The organism is Streptomyces sp. NPDC107528 (assembly GCF_055639295.1).
Map to the genome: position 1 here is coordinate 58114 of NZ_JBVKAV010000021.1, position 17567 is coordinate 75680.

The window sequence follows — 17567 nt, forward strand, 5'->3', positions numbered from 1 at the left end:
AAGTCCTGGGAGGTGAAGGAGCCCCCGCGATGCCCGAGCTCAGTGTCATCGTCCACGGGCCGAACACCCAGGACCGTCTGACCGGACTCCTCGCCTCCCTGGCCGCGCACCCGCACCCCGGCGTCGAGGTGATCGTGGCCGCGGTCGGGCCGTGGGCTCAGGAGACGGCCCGGGCGTACGCGCCGGAGATGCTGGTGCTGCCCCTGCCGGACGGCACGGACGACGCCGCGGCACGCTCGGCCGGCGCGGCCCGGGCCTCCGGCCGCTGGCTGCACTTCGTGCACGCCAAGGACGGCCTGCCCGCCGGCGCCCCGCGCACGGTCGCCGAGCGCGTCGCACAGTTGCCGGACGAGGTGGACGTCCTCCTCTTCGACCACGTCCGTTCCACCTGGGAGACCTCCGGCCTGCCCTCCTCGGACGGCCCCCGCCTGGCCCGCGCGGGCCGCGCCGGGCACCCCCTCGACGACATCGCCCGCAGTGCGCTGCGCATCACCCCGCTGCTGGGCAACCGCGCGCTGCGCACCCCGTTCTGGCACGCGTACGAGCCGCACCTCACCACCCCGGACGAGCCGTACGCCGCCTACGCCACCCTGCTCCTCGCCGACCACGTGGCCGCCCTGAACCAGGTGGCGTACGAGCACCACGAGCTGCGCCCCGAGAGCCTCCCCCCGGTCACCCCCGAGCAGCACCACGCCCTCGTCGACCGCTACGAAGCCCTCCTCACCCTCGCGACCGGCGCCGCGGGCCGCACAGTCCCCGCCGTCGCCCCGGGCCACACAAGCCGCACGACCCACGCCGTCCTGTACGACGTGATGATCCGGGACTGTCTGCGCACCTTCGCCCGCACCCCCATGCCGGACGCGGTGGCCAGGGAGTTCTTCCACCGCGCCGCCGAAGCCGCCGTCCGGCAACGCCCGCCCGGGTACCGCCGCCCCGCCGGCCCCGAGAGCATCCGCCGAGCCCTCCTGGAGGAGAACGCGTACACCAGGTACCGCGCCTTCCAGGCCGCCAACCGCACCCGCCGCGCCGCGAAGTCGGCCCTGGGAGCCGGCGCACGCCAGGTCTCCGCCGCCCTCGGCGACCACCACTACCGCAGGTCGCTGTCGCGCCCGGTCAACCCCAACCTGGCCGTCTTCGCGGCGTACTGGAACCGCGGAGTGGCCTGCAATCCGGCGGCGATCGCGGCCAAGCTCACCGAACTGGCCCCGCAGATCCACCCGGTGTGGGTGGTGACACCCGACAACGCGCCCCTCCTCCCGCCCCACACCGACCACGTACTCCCCGGCACCCGCCGCTACCGCGAGGTGCTGGCCACGGCGAAGTACCTGGTCAACAACGTCAACTTCCCCAACGCGGTCGTGAAACGCCCGGACGCGATCCACCTCCAGACCCACCACGGCACCCCGCTCAAGCGCATGGGCGTGGACCAGATGGAGTTCCCGGCGGCGGCCAAAGGCCTGGACTTCCAGGCCCTGCTGTCCCGTATCGACCGGTGGGACTACAGCGTCTCGGCGAACAGCCACTCCACCCGCATGTGGGAGCGCGCGTACCCGTCCCGCTTCGTCTCCCTCGACCACGGCTATCCGCGCAACGACGTCTACTACACCGCCACCGCGGCCGACATCCGCACGATCCGCGACCGCCTGGGCATCCCCCCGGCCCACCGCGCGATCCTCTACGCCCCCACCCACCGCGACTACGAGGCCGGCTGGACGCCCCGCCTGGACCTCGCCACCCTCGCCGAGCAACTCGGCAAGGACACGGTCCTGCTGGTCCGCGGCCACTACTTCTACGACGGCACCCCTTCCCCGCTGACCGCCCTGCGCCGCACGGGCCGGGTCATCGACGTCTCCGCCTACGATCCGGTCGAGGACCTGGCCCTGGCCGCGGACGCACTGGTCACGGACTACTCGTCCATCATGTTCGACTACGCCAACCTCGACCGCCCGATCGTCGTCTACGCCGACGACTGGGAGACCTACCGCTCCACCCGCGGCGTCTACTTCGACCTGATGGCCGAGCCGCCCGGCCAAGTGGCCCGCACCCAGCAGGAACTGGCCGAGATCCTCACCACCTCGGCCTGGCACGACGAGGGCGCGACGAAGGCGCGGACCGCTTTCCGCCACCGTTTCTGCGAGTACGACGACGGACGTGCCGCCGAACGGGTCGTGCGCCGGGTGTTCCTGGGTGAGAGCGAGGACGCCCTGCCCCCGGTGACTCCCCTGGAGGAACGCACACCCGCACCGAGCCCGAGGGAGGCGGTATGACCCCGAAAGCCACGCCCCCGGACGCAGCACTCCCTGATGTCACCGTCACGGTCATCGTCTTCAACGACGCCGAGCGCCTCCCGCGAGCCGTGGAGTCGGTACGCCGCCAGACCCACGCCAACATCGAGATCATCATCAGCGACGACCACTCGACGGACGAAACCCCGCAGGTGGCAAGGCGCTTGGCGGCCCGCGACCCCCGTGTCCGCCACCTCCGCCTGCCCGAGAACAGCGGCGGCTGCAGCGCCCCGCGCAACCGTGCCCTGGAGATCGCGCGGGCGCCGTACGTGATGTTCCTGGACAGCGACGACGAACTGACGGACGACGCGGTGGAGTTGCTCCTGGCCGCCCACCGTGAGCGGGAGATCGACTTCGCGATGGGCGCGGTCGTGCGGATCCGCGAGGACAACGGCCGCCGTACGAAATGGATGCCGCACCTGGTCGCCGAGCGCCGCACGGTGATCGGCATCGAGTCCGAACCCCGGCTGCTCTTCGAGCACCTCTCGACGAGCAAGATGTACGCCCGGGCCTTCCTGGACCGCCACGACCTCCGCTTCCCCGAGGGCATCCACTACGAGGACCAGCTGTTCTCGGCGCAGGCGTACTGCCTGGCCAAGGAGTTCACGATCGTCCCGGAGCAGGTGTACCGCTGGCACATCGCGCCCTACGCGGCCACCGACGCGGCATCGATCTCCAACCAGCGCGACCGGCTCGACAACGTCCGCGACCGCGTCCGCGTCCAGCGCCTCATCGACGACTTCCTCGCCGAGAGCGGGCACACGGGGCTGCGCGACGACAAGGACTTCAAGTTCCTCAAGCACGACTTCCGCATGTACGCCGGGGACCTGCCGTACCGCGACGAGCAGTGGCTGACCTCCTTCGCGGACATCATGACCCCCTACCTGGAGACCCTGTCCCCCACCGCCTACGCCCGCCTGCCCCGTACGGAACGCGTGGTCCTGCAACTGGTCCGCGAACGCCGCTTCGAAGAAGCGAGCCTGGCAGCGCGGGGCTTGGGCCAGGGCGTGGCCCCAAGACAGGTGACACCGGACGCACAGGGCCGCACGTACTGGGGCGAGACCATCCCCGCGACCGACTGGTCCCGCCGCGAACTCGACGTCACCGACCTCGAACTGGACACGCGCCCCTTCGGAAGCGCCCAGTTCCGCCACGAGATCACCGAGCTCACCCGCGGCCCCGGCGCCTCGATCGACCTCACGATCCGCACCTACGACCCCGGCCTACGCCTCCCGGTGGGCCCCCACCGCGCCGGCCTCCTCCTCGCCCCCGGCCGACACCGTCTCAAGGTCCCCTTCCGCCTCACGCCGGTCCGCCCCGGCATCTACGAGGGCCACGTCCACCTGGACCTCGCCACGGCCCCGGTCCCCCGCCACGGCTTCGCCGGCGTCCGCCACCCCTTGCTCCGCATCGAACACCAGGGCCAGGCCCACTCCGCCGTACTCCTGGCCCCCCTGGACTTCCCCACCCTGACCACCCGCATCCCGTACCGCACAGGCACGGCACCACACCAAGTAACCATCGAGCCAGAGGGCCGAGGCGCCGGCCGGCTCCAGATCCGCTGGCAGCCGGTGGGCGCAACGGCCAAACTCCTCCACCCCCTGACCCGCCGCGCGGCCCGACCGAGGGTGAGAAGGGCAGCGCGGTTGCTGAGGAGCGCGTTGCGGTAGGGCGACCTTGGGTCAGTTACGGGCGCCGGTCCAGGCCTTCCAGCCCGTCCGGCGTTTGAGGTCACCGCACCACCTCATACAACACCTGCCCACCCGGCCCCCGAGCCACCACTCGCACCCCGGAGCCCAACCCCCGCCCATCCCCATCCCCATCCGCCCGATCCACAACCCACCGCACCCCATACGTCCGCACAATCCCCCGCCGAACCCCCTCCGACGCCCCCACCGCGAAGTACCGCCGCACAGCCTCCTCCCGCCGCCCCTCATCCGGCAGAAAGAAGTCGGGGTACCCGGGCGCCACGGTGTACGCCCCGTACGCCGGGATCTGCCGAGCCGCAAAAGTCCGCGCCATCACAACGTCCCCGTACGCAACCCACGGCGTGACCCAGTGATACCCCACCCAAGGCACCCGGTACTTCGCCGCAACCGCCCCCGGCAACACACCCCGCGGAACGACGTACCCGACGGTCCCGACCTGAGTCCAGCCCCCCACGACCAACGCCCCACAAACCACCCCCACCCACACCCCACGCAACCCTCTCCACGCCGGCCGCCCCAGCCGCCCCCAGCCCTCCACCACCCCCACCCCCGCAGCAATCTGCGCAGGAATCACCACAGCCGGCACCGCCCGCCCCCACGAGTAGTGCCCGCTCACTCCGCCCACCCCCACGACCACCACCCCCAGCACGAAGAACAGCACCAACGGATCCCACCGATCCCGCCGCCACCGCACCCCCAGCGCCACCACCCCCACCAACACCAGCCAGTACCGCCCCACCAGATCCCGGTACAACCCCCGATGCACCGCCTCCAGATCACCCCCCGCCCCGACCAACGCGAAGAAGTCGTAGTACGGCCACACCCACAGAACCCCCACCCCCACCAGCACCCCCACCCCCAGCCGCCACCACACCGCACCCCCCACCCGCGCAGCGACCACCGTGGCCAACGCCCCCAGAGATGCCACCACCCCCGAGAACTGATGGCACAGCAGAATCACCGCCCACAACACACCAAGCCCGACCCACACCCCCCACCCCCGCGCCGAGCCCGCCCACACCGAGCCCGCCCGCACCGCCCCCGCCAGCCAGGCCCAGAAGTGAAACGCCAGCCCCAACGCGAACACACTCGGATACGACACCGTCAACGCCAGCGAGTTCAGCCCGAGAAACCCGCTCCAGGTGAACAGCGACGTCCCCCACAGGAACACCAGGCACAGCAAGGACAGCGCGGGCGCTGCCGGATGCGCGCTCAGCGTCCGCACGTACCGCCACACCCCGCTGACGAACAACCCGAGCGCGACCACCGCACCGATCCGCAGCACGACGAAGACCGAGAACCCCGTCACCCGGGCGACACACCCGAGCACCAGCATCCAGGGCGAGTAGTACGGACTCGGCGTGTCCGCGTCGACAAGGGGATTGCCGGGGTCGACCAGGTCGTGCCCCAGACGTTGCACGGTCGCCGCGTGCATACCGAGGTCCCCGGCCCACGGCAGCCGGACGACAACCAGCAGGAGCAGCACGACCACCAGCCCGGCGCCGATCTGCGCAACGACCGAAGGTCTCCGCAGCGCGCCCCGCATCGTGCTCACCCGAGCACTGTAATTCCCGTTTTGCCCCAAATGCGTGAGCGCCCCGGACTGTCACAGTCCGAGGCGCCCTGGCCGGCATACGACCCACGCACGGCCGACGCACGGCCGACGTACGACCTACGTACGGCTCAACGCTGCCGCACGGCTACGAGTGCTGCCGCAGCAACGTCCTCATCGTCCGCATGGCCACCGACAGGTTGGCCAGATCGAACGCCTCCGACCCCTGGATCTCCTCCAGTGTCGTACGCGCCCGCCCCAGAATCGCCGAGTTCTTCTGCTCCCACGACTTGAAGCGCTGCTCGGGCGTCGCGCTGCCGTTGCCGGCCGCGAGGATGTCCGAGGTCAGGGCCGCGTGGGCGGCGTAGAGGTCCTCGCGGATGGAGGCGCGGGCCATGGACTGCCAGCGGTCCGCGCGGGGCAGCTCGATGATGCGGTCCATGAGCTGGGTGATCCGGAGCCGGTCGGCGAGGTCGTAGTACACCTCGGCGACGTCCATCGGGTCCTTGCCGAGGCGGTCGGCCACCAAGACGATGTCCAGCGTCGGGAAGGCCGAGGAGAACCCGGACACCCGGGTGGCCAGTTCGGCGGGGACGCCGACAGCGGTCAGCTCGTCGTAGATCTGCTGGTACCACTCCAGGTCCGCGCCCTTGAGCAGCTTCGGCAGCTGCGACCACACCTGCTCGACACGGTCACTGAAGAAGTCGATCGTGTCGGCGAGCTCCAGCGGCTGCGGCCGGTTGTTGAGCAGCCAGCGCGTCCCGCGCTCGACGAGGCGGCGCGAGTGCAGCCGGATCCGGGTCTGGACGGCGGCCTCGACCTTGTTGTCGAGCGCCTCGACCGCGTCCCACACGACCCCCGAGCGGAAGATCGCGCGAGCCACCGTCTGCGCCCGGACGATCTCCTCCAGGGAGGCCCCGGTCTCCTCGCGCAGCCGGTGCAGATACGTCGTACCGCCCGTGTTGACCGTGTCATTGACCAGCACGGTCGTGGTGATCTCACGGCGCAGCGGGTGGCTGACGAGGTGGGCCGGGAACTGTTCGCGCAGTTCCTTCGGGAAGTACGCGTGCAGCAGGGTGCTCAGGTACGGGTCGTCCGGCAGCGTGGTGTGCAGCAGTTCCTCGGCGACCGTGATCTTCGTGTACGCCATCAGGACGGCCGTCTCGGGACCGGTCAGGCCGTGGCCGCTGCCGAGGCGTTCGCGGATCTGGCGGTCGGTCGGCAGGAACTCCAGCGCCCGGTCCAGGTGCCCCTCCCGGACCAGGTGCTTCATGAAGCGCTGCTGGGCGTGGAGCATGGCACTGGACTGCGCGAGGGCGTTGGCGATCGCCGTGTTCTGCGCGTAGTTGTTGCGCAGGACCAGGCGGCCGACCTCGTCGGTCATCTCGGCGAGCAGCTTGTTGCGCTGCTTGACGGTCATGTCGCCGTCGCTGACCAGGCTGTTGAGCAGGATCTTGATGTTCACCTCGTGGTCGGAGGTGTCCACGCCCGCGCTGTTGTCGATGGCGTCGGTGTTGATCCGGCCGCCCTGCCGCGCGAACTCGATCCTGCCGAGCTGCGTCAGGCCGAGGTTGCCGCCCTCGCCGACGACCTTGACGCGCAGGTCGGCACCGTCGACGCGGATGGCGTCGTTGGCCTTGTCGCCGACGTCCGCGTGGGACTCGGTCGAGGCCTTGACGTACGTACCGATGCCGCCGTTCCACAGCAGGTCCACCGGCGACTGGAGGATGGCCTTCATCAGCTCGGCCGGGGTCATCTTGGAGACCTTGCCCTCGATGCCGAGGGCTTCGCGGATCTGCGCGTTGACCGGGATCGCCTTGGCGCTGCGGGGGAAGATGCCGCCGCCGGCCGAGAGCAGCTCGGTGTTGTAGTCCTCCCAGCTGGAGCGCGGCAGCTCGAAGACGCGGCGGCGCTCGGCGTAGGAGGTGGCCGCGTCCGGGTTCGGGTCGATGAAGATGTGCCGGTGGTCGAAGGCGGCGACCAGGCGGATGTGCTCGCTGAGCAGCATGCCGTTGCCGAACACGTCACCGGACATGTCGCCGATGCCGACGACCGTGAAGTCCTCGGTCTGCGTGTCCACGCCCAGCTCGCGGAAGTGCCGCTTGACGGACTCCCAGGCGCCGCGGGCGGTGATGCCCATGCCCTTGTGGTCGTAGCCGGCCGAACCGCCGGAGGCGAAGGCGTCACCGAGCCAGAAGTTGTACGACTCCGCGACCCCGTTGGCGATGTCCGAGAACGTCGCCGTGCCCTTGTCGGCCGCGACGACGAGGTAGGTGTCGTCCTCGTCGTGCCGGACCACGTCGGCCGGGGGCACGACCTCGCCGGCCACCATGTTGTCCGTGATGTCGAGCAGGGCCGAGATGAACATCTTGTAGCTGGCGATGCCCTCGGCCAGCCACGCGTCCCGGTCCACGCTCGGATCGGGCAGCTGCTTCGCGACGAAGCCGCCCTTGGCGCCGACGGGCACGATGACGGTGTTCTTCACCATCTGCGCCTTGACCAGACCGAGGATCTCGGTGCGGAAGTCCTCACGCCGGTCGGACCAGCGCAGGCCACCGCGCGCGACCTTGCCGAAGCGCAGGTGCACGCCCTCGACACGCGGCGAGTAGACCCAGATCTCGTACGCCGGCCGCGGCGCCGGCAGGTCGGGGATGGCCTGCGGGTCGAACTTCATGGAGACGTAGTCGTGCCGCTTGCCGCCCGCCGCCTCCTGGAAGAAGTTGGTGCGCAGCGTGGCCTTGATGACGGTGAGGAAGGACCGCAGGATCCGGTCCTCGTCGAGGCTCGCCACCTGGTCGAGCGCCGCGTCGACCTCTTCGAGGAGCGCGTCCACGATCTCGCGGCCCGCGCGCTGGCGGTCCGGCGACATCCGCGCCTCGAACAGGGAGACGAGCAGCCGGGTGGTGTGGACGTTGTTGCGGAGGGTGTCCTCCATGTAGTCCTGCGAGAAGGTGGAGCCCGCCTGCCGCAGGTACTTGGCGTACGCCCGCAGCACCATCGCCTGACGCCAGGTCAGCCCGGCACCCAGCACCAGGGCGTTGAAGCCGTCGTTCTCCGCCTGGCCGGTCCAGGTGGCGGCGAAGGCCTCGGAGAACCGTTCGCGCGCGTCGTCGCCGAGGTAGTCACCGCCGCCCGCGGACGGGGCCATGCGCAGACCGAAGTCGTAGATCCAGGCGACACTGCGGTCGGAGCAGCGCAGTTCGTACGGCCGCTCGTCCACGACCTCGACGCCGAGGCGGCTGAGGACGGGCAGGACGGCCGACAGGGAGACGGCCGCACCCTTGCGGTAGATCTTGAACCGGCGCTCCTCCGGGGCGGCGCCGACCGGCTCGTACAGGCTCAGCGAGAAGTTGTTGTCCTCGGTGAGCTGCTCGATGTGGACCAGGTCGGAGACCGCCGAGCGCGGGGAGTGGTCGGCCTTGTAGCCCTCGGGGAAGGCATTGCCGTAGCGGCGGGCCAGCTCGGCGGCGCGCTCCTCGCCGAGTTCGGCGTTCAGCGCGTCGGCGAAGCCGTCGGCCCAGGAGCGCGCGGCCTCGACGAGACGCGCTTCGATGCGCTCCTTGTCGCTGTCGCTGAGCTCCGGCAGCTCGGTGCCCTGCGGGACCCGGACGACGAAGTGCAGGCGGGAGAGGATCGACTCGGTGTTCCAGGCGGTGAAGTCGACGCTGGTGCCGCCGAGCTCCTCCTTCAGGATGTCGATGATCCGCAGGCGTACGCCGGTGGTGTAGCGGTCGCGCGGGAGGTAGACGAGGGCCGAGTAGTAGCGGCCGTACTCGTCCTGCCGCAGGTACAGCCGCAGCCGGCGGCGTTCCTGCAGGTAGAGCACGGAGGTGGCGATGCGCTGCAGCTCGGGGACCGGGGTCTGGAAGAGCTCGTCGCGCGGGTACGTCTCCAGGATCTGCAGCAGGTCGCGCCCGTCGTGGCTGTTGGGCGAGAACCCGGCGACCCGCAGCACGTCGTCGACCTTGCGCCGGACGACGGGCACGCGGCGGACGGACTCGGTGTAGGCGGCGGAGGAGAACAGGCCCAGGAAGCGGCGCTCACCGACGACCTCGCCGTTCTCGTCGAACTTCTTCACGCCGACGTAGTCGAGGTACGACGGCCGGTGCACGGTCGCCCGGCTGTTGGCCTTGGTCAGGATGAGGAGCTTGTGCTCGCGGGCCTTGGCGCGGGCGTCGGCGGGCAGCCGCTCGAAGGAGGGGCTGACGGGGTGGCTGTCGGTCTCGGAGTGCTGCGGGTCGGCGCGCAGGATGCCGAGGCCGGTGCCCGGCACGGCGGCCAGCGAGTCGTCCTCGCGCAGCTCGTACTCGCGGTAGCCGAGGAAGGTGAAGTGGTCGTCGGCCAGCCAGCGCAGCAGCTCGCGGGCCTCCTCGAATTCCTGATCACGCAGATCGGAGTGAGGCTCCTGCGGCAGCTCGTCGGCCATGCGCAGAGCCAGGTCCCGCATCTTGCTCCAGTCCTCGACGGCCTCACGGACATCGGACAGGACGCGCAGCAGGTCTGCGGTGATCTGCTTGAGGTCGCCGCGGTCGGTCTCGCGGTCGATCTCGACGTGGATCCAGGACTCGGTGTGGGTGTCGTGCGGCACGTCGCCCGCGGGCGGCGTGGAGAGCACCTCGATCAGCTTGCCGGCGACGTCCCGGCGGACGAAGACCTGGGGGTGGATGACCACATGGATCCCCCGGCCCTGCCGAGTCAGCTCGTTGGTCACCGAATCGACCAGGAAGGGCATGTCATCGGTGACGACTTCGACGACGGAGTGGCTGCAGGTCCACCCGTTCTCTTCCACGGTGGGCGTGTGAACCCGCACGTTGGCCGTGCCCTGGGGGCGGTTCTCGGCCAGCCGGTAGTGCGAGAAAGCGGCTCCGAAGATGTCGACCGGGTCGCGGTCGGTGAGGTCCTCCGGGGCGGTGTGCAGGTAGTAGCGCTGGAGGAACGTGAGCACGGTGTCGTGGTCCGGGGTGCCGGGGCTGCTCTCGTCCGTCGTCCCAGTCGGTAGGTACCCCCCGACCGGGCTGTTCTCAGCTACCCGAGCGGCCCTCTCGAGCAGCTCGGCCTTGGCTTCGTCCAGCTTGGTCTGCATTGTCCTCTGGCTCCTGTCGCGCGCCGTTGCGTGACGTAGAAGGAAGTACGGTCTCTTGCCCTCCGGTGCAACGCCGCGACGCGGGGTGTCCGGTCTGCTTCGACGCTATGCCGCGAGGTGAGATGAGCGGGGGTATATGAGCCAATCTTGAGCTGCCCAAGGGGTGTGACGCTGCTCTCTGCGACGTCCGGGCCCGGGGTGTGCATGACGTCCCGGGAGCCCTTACGCCCCCCTCCCGCCCGCGAAGACCAGCGACCGCCGCCCGGTCACGGATGTAGTCCGTGCTCTCCGGGCGCAGGGCAGGGGCAACACTGCCCCCGCGAGCTATCGCGCTGATCACGCCACTAAGGCTATCGCTCCTTACAGGGGGCCCGTCATGAGCCGTATGTGTACAAAACCAGGGGTAGAACTTTGACGTTCTGCACAGGGGCAAACGGGGTGCGGAGGGCGTAACTGGCGGGTCGCGGTACACAGAGGGAGGCTGGGGTGAGGGACTGTGACGACGACCGGGGCCGGTTTCGAGACGGAAGCAGGCCATCCGGAGGCGACCGGTGTCCGAAAACAGTCGCCGGCATGGGCGCCTCCCGCGGCTCGACTGTCCGCGGCCCACCGGGTGTGCAGGTGTGCAGGCGCTCCCGCAGCCGGGCGGACCGGCCGGCCGCAACGGCACCCCACACCGCCGGGCCGCGCACGCCCCCTTGGCAAGCGCGCCACCCCGAGGCACGTTGCCCCCCAAGGCCCGACGGAGACGCAGGCCCCGGCCAAAAAGAGGAGCGCACCCGACATGACAGCGAAAATCCTCATCGTCACCGGCGACGCCGCAGAGTCACTGGAGGTCCTCTACCCCTACCAGCGCCTCCGCGAAGAGGGCTACGACGTCCACATCGCCGCCCCCACCCGCAAGAAGCTCCAGTTCGTCGTCCATGACTTCGAACCCGGCTTCGACACCTACACCGAGAAACCCGGCTACACCTGGCCCGCCGACCTCGCCTTCTCCGAGGTCGACCCCGGCGACTACGCCGCCGTCGTCATCCCCGGCGGCCGGGCCCCCGAGTACCTGCGCAACGACCCCGAGCTCCGCAAGATCCTCAAGTCGTTCTTCGACGCCGACAAGCCGGTCGCCCAGATCTGTCACGGCCCCCTTCTCACCGCGGCGATCGACAGCCTCCACGGCCGCCGCGTCACGGCGTACCCCGCCCTGGAACTGGACATGCAGGCGGCCGGCGCCACCTTCCAGGACGCGGAGGCCGTGGTCGACGGCACCCTGGTCTCCTCCCGCGCCTGGCCGGACCACTCCAGCTGGATGCGCGAGTTCCTGACGGTGCTGCGAGCGAAGGCACCGGTGACCTGACCGAGGCCCGGACCCGAGCCCGGACCCGAGCCCGCACCCAGGCCCAGCGCGTCCGTACACGCGCGTGTACGGACGCGGCGTTCCGTCGGGGGCGCCGCGCCCCTGACGGTTGGCGGCCGACGCTCAGGCGGCCAGCCGCTCCGCCTCCGCGACGGCCTCCACCAGCGTGTCCACGACCGGCACCCCGACCCCTTCCAGGCTCGCCCGGCTGTGCGATCCCCCGGTGTAGAGCACGGCCTGAGCCCCCACATGCAGCGCCGCCACCGCGTCGTCCGCGGCATCCCCGATCACGACCGTGCGAGCAGGGTCCACGCTCGCCAGCGCCTTGATGTGCCGCACCATGTGCTCGGCCTTGCTGCCCCCGGACGGCCCGGTCCGCCCGTCGACACGTATGAAGTGCTGCTCGATCCCGAACCCCCGCACCAGCGGAACGAGTTCGTCGTGCACGTACATGCTCAGGATCGACTGGCTGCGCCCCGCCGACCCCCACTCCACGAGCAGCTCCGCCGCGCCCGTGGCGAGCCCGCACCTCACCCGGTGCTCCGTGTAGTACCGGTGGAAGGTCTCGTCCATGACCTCCCACTCGGCGTCGGTCGGCAGCCGACCGAGCAGCCGCTCGTAGAACTTCGGCACCGGTACGCAGTACAGCGTCCGATACTGCTCCATCGTGATCGGCTCGAGCCCCAGCTCGGCGAACGCCGCGTTCGTCGCCCCGATGATCGCGTCGTTGTCGTGGAACAGCGTCCCGTTCCAGTCCCAGACGATGTGCGCCCCTACTTGCATCCCCATGCCGAAAACCGTACCCGCCCCCACTGACAATCAAGAGAACGGCGGGTCAAACAGCAGGTCAATGAGGGCAGCGCCGGTCAGTCCGCCAGTCCGACCAGGTTCGGGATCTCCTGGGTGGCGAACCACAGCAGCTCATGGTCCTCGGCACCGTCCACGACGAACTGCGCGTCGTCGTCCCCGCCGTCCGCCGCCGCCAGCGCCTCGGCGGCGGCCGACACGTCCGTCTCCGCGTCGTCCGAGTCGACGTGTACGGCGGCCGCCTTGGCCAACGCCACGCCCCCGGCGATCCGCACCTCTCCGAGTGCCGCCGGGTCCAGCCCCCGGTCCGGGTCGGCGACGGCCGCCCTGTCGGGCACGTCGACGGCGACCACGACCCGGCGCCGCGCGGCCCCGCCGTCCGCCGCCAGCAGCCGCAGCGAGGCCAGAGCGGCCCGGTTCAGCGCCGCGTACTCCAACTCCTCGATGTCGTCGGAGAGGTACCACTCGCGCAACGCGGGCGTGACGGCGTACGCGACGAGCGATTCGGCCTCCAGCTCGCCCGCCTTGTGCGCCTCGGCGAGACCGGGGAGGGTCAAGGGGACGTAGACGCGCATTGCTGACCGCTTTCTTCGTTCTCGTAGCACTCGTAAGGCTCTGCAAGGGCCCGGAGAGGGACGATCCCCGCACCTCCGGAGGGCCTTCAGGATACGTGCGGCCGAAACCTGGGGCGTCCCCTTTCGAGCCCCGTCAGCCACCCCGCCGAACGTCCACCCCGGTCCACGAACTCACCCGGTGCGCCCCCGCCATCACAGGCTTCCGCGGCCCTCGATCACCCGGATAAGTGAAGATTCCGGCCGCCCGCTCCGAGTCCCCGCTTCCTTGCTGCCGACACCCGCGGCCCCGTACAAGATCACCAACCACGAAGTTACTCGCCGGTATCAATCCGGGTTCACCGAACGGGGACTCCATGAACAAGGTCATGACCAGGGCGCAGCTCCGCCCCAGCACCCGCCCACCGACCCGCCGCGACACCCGCCGCCCCGCCGGCAGCCCGCCCCGCACGCCGAGCGGCGGCATGCCCCGTACCGCGCCTCCAGGCGGCCGCCCACCGGGCTCGTCAGGCGCCACGGGAGCCCACCCGCGCACCAGGCCCACGGACACCCGGCCACCGTCCGCCCCCGCCGCCACGCCGCGCAACCCGGCCGACGGAACCGGGACCCTCGACAGGCCCGCCGTCCCGCAACCCCGACCCACCGACGTCTTCGCCGACCGCCTGCTCCTCGTCCTGAGCGGCCAGCGCCCCGTCCACTGGATGCTCCGCCACACCGCCGGCCGTGCCTATGACGAGCTCGCCCACCTCGCGGAACTCGGTCTCCTGCGCACCCGCGGCACCCGCCCCGTCGTCCGCGACATCGGCTACTTCGAACCCCGCCCGGGCGCCATCGAGGCCTTCGCCCGCATCGGCGCCGGAGACCAGCTACGCGCCATGGCATTCCGCCTGGAGCAGAGCGGAGACCTCCGCTGGCGCTGCACGGCGGTGGAACTGGGCGGCCCACGCAGGCCCTGCGCGGACGACGACTGACCACCGCCGCCCCCACCGCCCGTGTAGACGCACGGACCGTTGTAGGGGCGGCTGCGGGGGCCGAGCGGGGACGGTCCCGTCGCGCTGTGGCACCGCGCAAGGCGATGGGCCGGGTCCCCCTCAAGGAACCCGGCCCATCCGACTGCTACGGCGTCACAGCCACCGTCACGTCACTTCTTGCGGCGGCGCCCGCCACGCGCCTGCTTGCGCCGCTCCGCGCGCGTGAGGCCGTCGGCCTCCGAGCGCACCGGCTCGTCGCCGTTGTCGAAGTCGCCCTCGACGATGTCGCCCTCGCCGTCCACCTTTGGCGCGGTGTAGTGCAGCCGGTCCGGGCGGCGCGGGGCCTCGAGCCCCTTGGCCCGGATCTCGGGACGCCCGCCCGCCTGTGCCGGCACCGCGTCCTTCTTCTCCAGGTCGGCCACCGGCTTGGTGTCCTCGACCGGGACCTCCTCGACCTGCTGCTCGACCTGGACCTCCAGGTTGAACAGGTAGCCGACGGACTCCTCCTTGATGCCCTCCATCATGGCGGTGAACATGTCGAAGCCCTCGCGCTGGTACTCGACCAGCGGGTCCTTCTGCGCCATGGCGCGCAGGCCGATGCCCTCCTGGAGGTAGTCCATCTCGTAGAGGTGCTCGCGCCACTTGCGGTCCAGGACCGACAGCACGACCCGGCGCTCCAGCTCACGCATGATCTCGGAGCCGAGCTGCGCCTCACGCGCCGCGTACTGGTCGTGGATGTCGTCCTTGATGGACTCGGAGATGAACTCGGCGGTCAGCCCGGCACGGTCACCGGCCGCATCCTCGAGCTCCTCGACGGTCACCTTCACCGGGTAGAGCTGCTTGAAGGCGCCCCACAGGCGCTCCAGGTCCCATTCCTCGGCGAAGCCCTCGGCGGTCTCCGCGCCGACGTACGCGTCGATCGTGTCGTCCATGAAGTGCTGCACCTGCTCGTGCAGGTCCTCGCCCTCCAGAACGCGGCGGCGCTCGCCGTAGATGACCTCACGCTGACGGTTGAGGACCTCGTCGTACTTCAGGACGTTCTTACGGGTCTCGAAGTTCTGCTGCTCGACCTGCGACTGCGCGGACGCGATCGCGCGCGTGACCATCTTGTTCTCGATCGGCACGTCGTCCGGGACGTTCGCCATCGACATCACGCGCTCGACCATCTGAGCCTTGAACAGGCGCATCAGGTCGTCGCCGAGGGAGAGGTAGAAGCGGGACTCGCCCGGGTCGCCCTGACGGCCGGAACGACCGCGCAGCTGGTTGTCGATACGGCGCGACTCGTGCCGTTCGGTGCCGAGGACGTAGAGGCCGCCGAGGTCCTTGACCTCCTCGAACTCCGCCTTGACCGCCTGCTCGGCCTTCTCCAGGGCGGCGGGCAGGGCCGCGGCCCACTCCTCGATGTGCTCCTCGGGGTCGAGGCCGCGCTGGCGCAGCTCCGCCTCGGCGAGGTCCTCGGGGTTGCCGCCGAGCTTGATGTCCGTACCACGGCCGGCCATGTTGGTGGCGACGGTGACGGCGCCCTTGCGGCCGGCCTGGGCGACGATGATCGCCTCACGGTCGTGCTGCTTGGCGTTCAGCACCTCGTGCTGGACGCCGCGCTTGGACAGCTGCTGCGACAGGTACTCGGACTTCTCGACCGACGTCGTACCGACGAGGATCGGCTGGCCCTTCTCGTGCTTCTCGACGATGTCGTCGACGACCGCCTCGAACTTCGCGACCTCGGTGCGGTAGATCAGGTCCGACTGGTCCTGGCGGACCATCGGCCGGTTGGTCGGGATCGGGACGACGCCGAGCTTGTAGATCTGGTGGAACTCGGCGGCCTCGGTCATCGCCGTACCGGTCATGCCGCACAGACCGGGCTGTTCCTTGTCGTCGTGGTCGTGGCGCTTGTAGAGGCGGAAGAAGTTCTGCAGGGTGATCGTGGCGAGCGTCTGGTTCTCGTCCTTGATGTCCACCCCTTCCTTCGCCTCGATCGCCTGGTGCATGCCCTCGTTGTAGCGGCGGCCGGCGAGGATACGGCCGGTGTGCTCGTCGACGATCATGACTTCGCCGTCGATGACGACGTAGTCCTTGTCCTTCTTGAAGAGCTCCTTGGCCTTGATGGCGTTGTTCAGGTAGCCCACCAGCGGCGTGTTCACCGACTCGTAGAGGTTGTCGATGCCCAGCCAGTCCTCGACCTTGGCGACGCCCGCTTCGTGGATGGCGACCGTGCGCTTCTTCTCGTCGACGTCGTAGTCGCCGGTCTCCTCCAGGCCCTTGAGCTGGTTGCCCGCCTCGCCCTTCTTCAGGCGCGTGACCAGCTTGGCGAAGTCGCCGTACCACTTGGTGGCCTGGTCGGCGGGTCCGGAGATGATCAGCGGCGTACGGGCCTCGTCGACGAGGATGGAGTCGACCTCGTCGACGATGGCGAAGTTGTGGCCGCGCTGGACGAGTTCGTCCTTGGACCACGCCATGTTGTCGCGCAGGTAGTCGAAGCCGAACTCGTTGTTCGTGCCGTACGTGATGTCGCACGCGTACTGCTCGCGGCGCTGGGCCGGCGTCATGTTGGCGAGGATGCAGCCGACGCTCAGGCCCAGGAACTTGTGGACGCGGCCCATCATCTCCGAGTCGCGCTCGGCCAGATAGTCGTTCACCGTGATCAGGTGGACGCCCTGGCCGGACAGCGCGTTCAGATAAGCGGGCAGCGTGCCGACGAGCGTCTTGCCCTCGCCGGTCTTCATCTCGGCCACGTAGCCGAGGTGGAGGGCCGCGCCGCCCATGATCTGGACGTCGTAGTGACGCTGGCCGAGAGCACGCTTGGCGGCCTCGCGAACGGTGGCGAAGGCCTCGGGCATCAGGTCGTCCAAGCTCTCACCGTCTGCGTACCGCTGCTTGTACTCATCGGTGAGGGCCCGCAGCTCGGCGTCGGAGAGGTCGACGAAGTCCTCTTCGATGGAGTTGACCTGGTCCGCGATGCGGTGCAGCTTGCGCAGGATCTTGCCTTCGCCTGCACGCATGATCTTCGAGAGGACGGACACGGGGGTTGGTCTCCTTGCCGGTCGGGCCTGGGACGGTCGGTTTCCATTTGACTTGACTGAGCAACGGCCATCGTATGCGAGGACCCCGCCACGCCGGGAGCCTGCCGTGGACGTCGAACCTCCGCTGCTTCAAATCTCCGTCAAAGGGACAACGGCCGGGGGCTGCGGATGGTGCCGCGTTCCGCCAACGAATTGTGCGAAATGCGTTCGCGCACTC

At 69.9% G+C, this 17567-nt stretch carries 9 protein-coding genes; 4 read left to right on the top strand and 5 right to left on the bottom strand.

The features are described 5' to 3' along the window. Positions 1-29: 29 nt before the first annotated feature. Complete coding sequence (locus ACZ7L5_RS43400; RefSeq protein ID WP_471524427.1) at positions 30-2267, top strand: CDP-glycerol glycerophosphotransferase family protein; 2238 nt, start codon at positions 30-32, stop codon at positions 2265-2267. After that, the gene (locus ACZ7L5_RS43405) at positions 2264-3955 is read left to right on the top strand and encodes a glycosyltransferase family 2 protein (protein WP_471524430.1); all 1692 of its coding nucleotides are present in this window, start codon (positions 2264-2266) and stop codon (positions 3953-3955) included. Before ACZ7L5_RS43400 ends, ACZ7L5_RS43405 begins: the two co-directional genes overlap by 4 nt. 61 nt (positions 3956-4016) lie before the next feature. Here the strand turns inward: ACZ7L5_RS43405 and ACZ7L5_RS43410 are convergent, their stop codons facing one another. Beyond that, positions 4017-5540 carry a hypothetical protein gene (locus tag ACZ7L5_RS43410; protein ID WP_471524467.1) on the bottom strand — a complete coding sequence of 508 codons (1524 nt, stop codon included), beginning with the start codon at positions 5538-5540 and terminating at the stop codon, positions 4017-4019. Between the two features lie 154 nt (positions 5541-5694). Continuing rightward, on the bottom strand, positions 5695-10629 hold the full coding sequence (locus ACZ7L5_RS43415) for an NAD-glutamate dehydrogenase (protein WP_471524432.1): 4935 nt from the start codon (positions 10627-10629) through the stop codon (positions 5695-5697). Between the two features lie 784 nt (positions 10630-11413). On the opposite strand from ACZ7L5_RS43415, the gene ACZ7L5_RS43420 reads away from it, so the two are divergent. Beyond that, positions 11414-11980: a DJ-1/PfpI family protein gene (locus ACZ7L5_RS43420; RefSeq protein ID WP_383239638.1), complete on the top strand. Its 567-nt coding sequence runs from the start codon at positions 11414-11416 to the stop codon at positions 11978-11980. A 123-nt stretch (positions 11981-12103) separates the two neighbouring features. Here ACZ7L5_RS43420 and ACZ7L5_RS43425 read toward each other — a convergent pair whose 3' ends face one another. Next, a complete protein-coding gene (locus ACZ7L5_RS43425; RefSeq protein ID WP_471524434.1) occupies positions 12104-12769 on the bottom strand; it encodes an HAD family hydrolase in 666 nt (221 codons plus the stop codon). 77 nt (positions 12770-12846) lie between these two features. Next, the gene (locus ACZ7L5_RS43430; protein WP_471524436.1) at positions 12847-13362 is read right to left on the bottom strand and encodes a DUF6912 family protein; all 516 of its coding nucleotides are present in this window, start codon (positions 13360-13362) and stop codon (positions 12847-12849) included. A 353-nt stretch (positions 13363-13715) separates the two neighbouring features. Here ACZ7L5_RS43430 and ACZ7L5_RS43435 point away from each other — a divergent pair, with 353 nt between their 5' ends. Continuing rightward, positions 13716-14330 carry an Rv3235 family protein gene (locus tag ACZ7L5_RS43435; protein WP_471524438.1) on the top strand — a complete coding sequence of 205 codons (615 nt, stop codon included), beginning with the start codon at positions 13716-13718 and terminating at the stop codon, positions 14328-14330. A 170-nt stretch (positions 14331-14500) separates the two neighbouring features. On the opposite strand, the gene secA is transcribed toward ACZ7L5_RS43435, so the two are convergent. Continuing rightward, on the bottom strand, positions 14501-17350 hold the full coding sequence (secA, locus tag ACZ7L5_RS43440; RefSeq protein WP_362388574.1) for a preprotein translocase subunit SecA: 2850 nt from the start codon (positions 17348-17350) through the stop codon (positions 14501-14503). Positions 17351-17567: the final 217 nt, after the last annotated feature.

What these genes read in the sequence shown, in the direction of transcription:
- ACZ7L5_RS43400 (WP_471524427.1), top strand. Translation starts at nt 30, where the DNA reads ATGCCCGAGCTCAGTGTCATCGTCCACGGGCCGAACACCCAGGACCGT.
- ACZ7L5_RS43405 (WP_471524430.1), top strand. Translation starts at nt 2,264, where the DNA reads ATGACCCCGAAAGCCACGCCCCCGGACGCAGCACTCCCTGATGTCACC.
- ACZ7L5_RS43410 (WP_471524467.1), bottom strand. Translation starts at nt 5,540, where the DNA reads ATGCGGGGCGCGCTGCGGAGACCTTCGGTCGTTGCGCAGATCGGCGCC.
- ACZ7L5_RS43415 (WP_471524432.1), bottom strand. Translation starts at nt 10,629, where the DNA reads ATGCAGACCAAGCTGGACGAAGCCAAGGCCGAGCTGCTCGAGAGGGCC.
- ACZ7L5_RS43420 (WP_383239638.1), top strand. Translation starts at nt 11,414, where the DNA reads ATGACAGCGAAAATCCTCATCGTCACCGGCGACGCCGCAGAGTCACTG.
- ACZ7L5_RS43425 (WP_471524434.1), bottom strand. Translation starts at nt 12,769, where the DNA reads ATGGGGATGCAAGTAGGGGCGCACATCGTCTGGGACTGGAACGGGACG.
- ACZ7L5_RS43430 (WP_471524436.1), bottom strand. Translation starts at nt 13,362, where the DNA reads ATGCGCGTCTACGTCCCCTTGACCCTCCCCGGTCTCGCCGAGGCGCAC.
- ACZ7L5_RS43435 (WP_471524438.1), top strand. Translation starts at nt 13,716, where the DNA reads ATGAACAAGGTCATGACCAGGGCGCAGCTCCGCCCCAGCACCCGCCCA.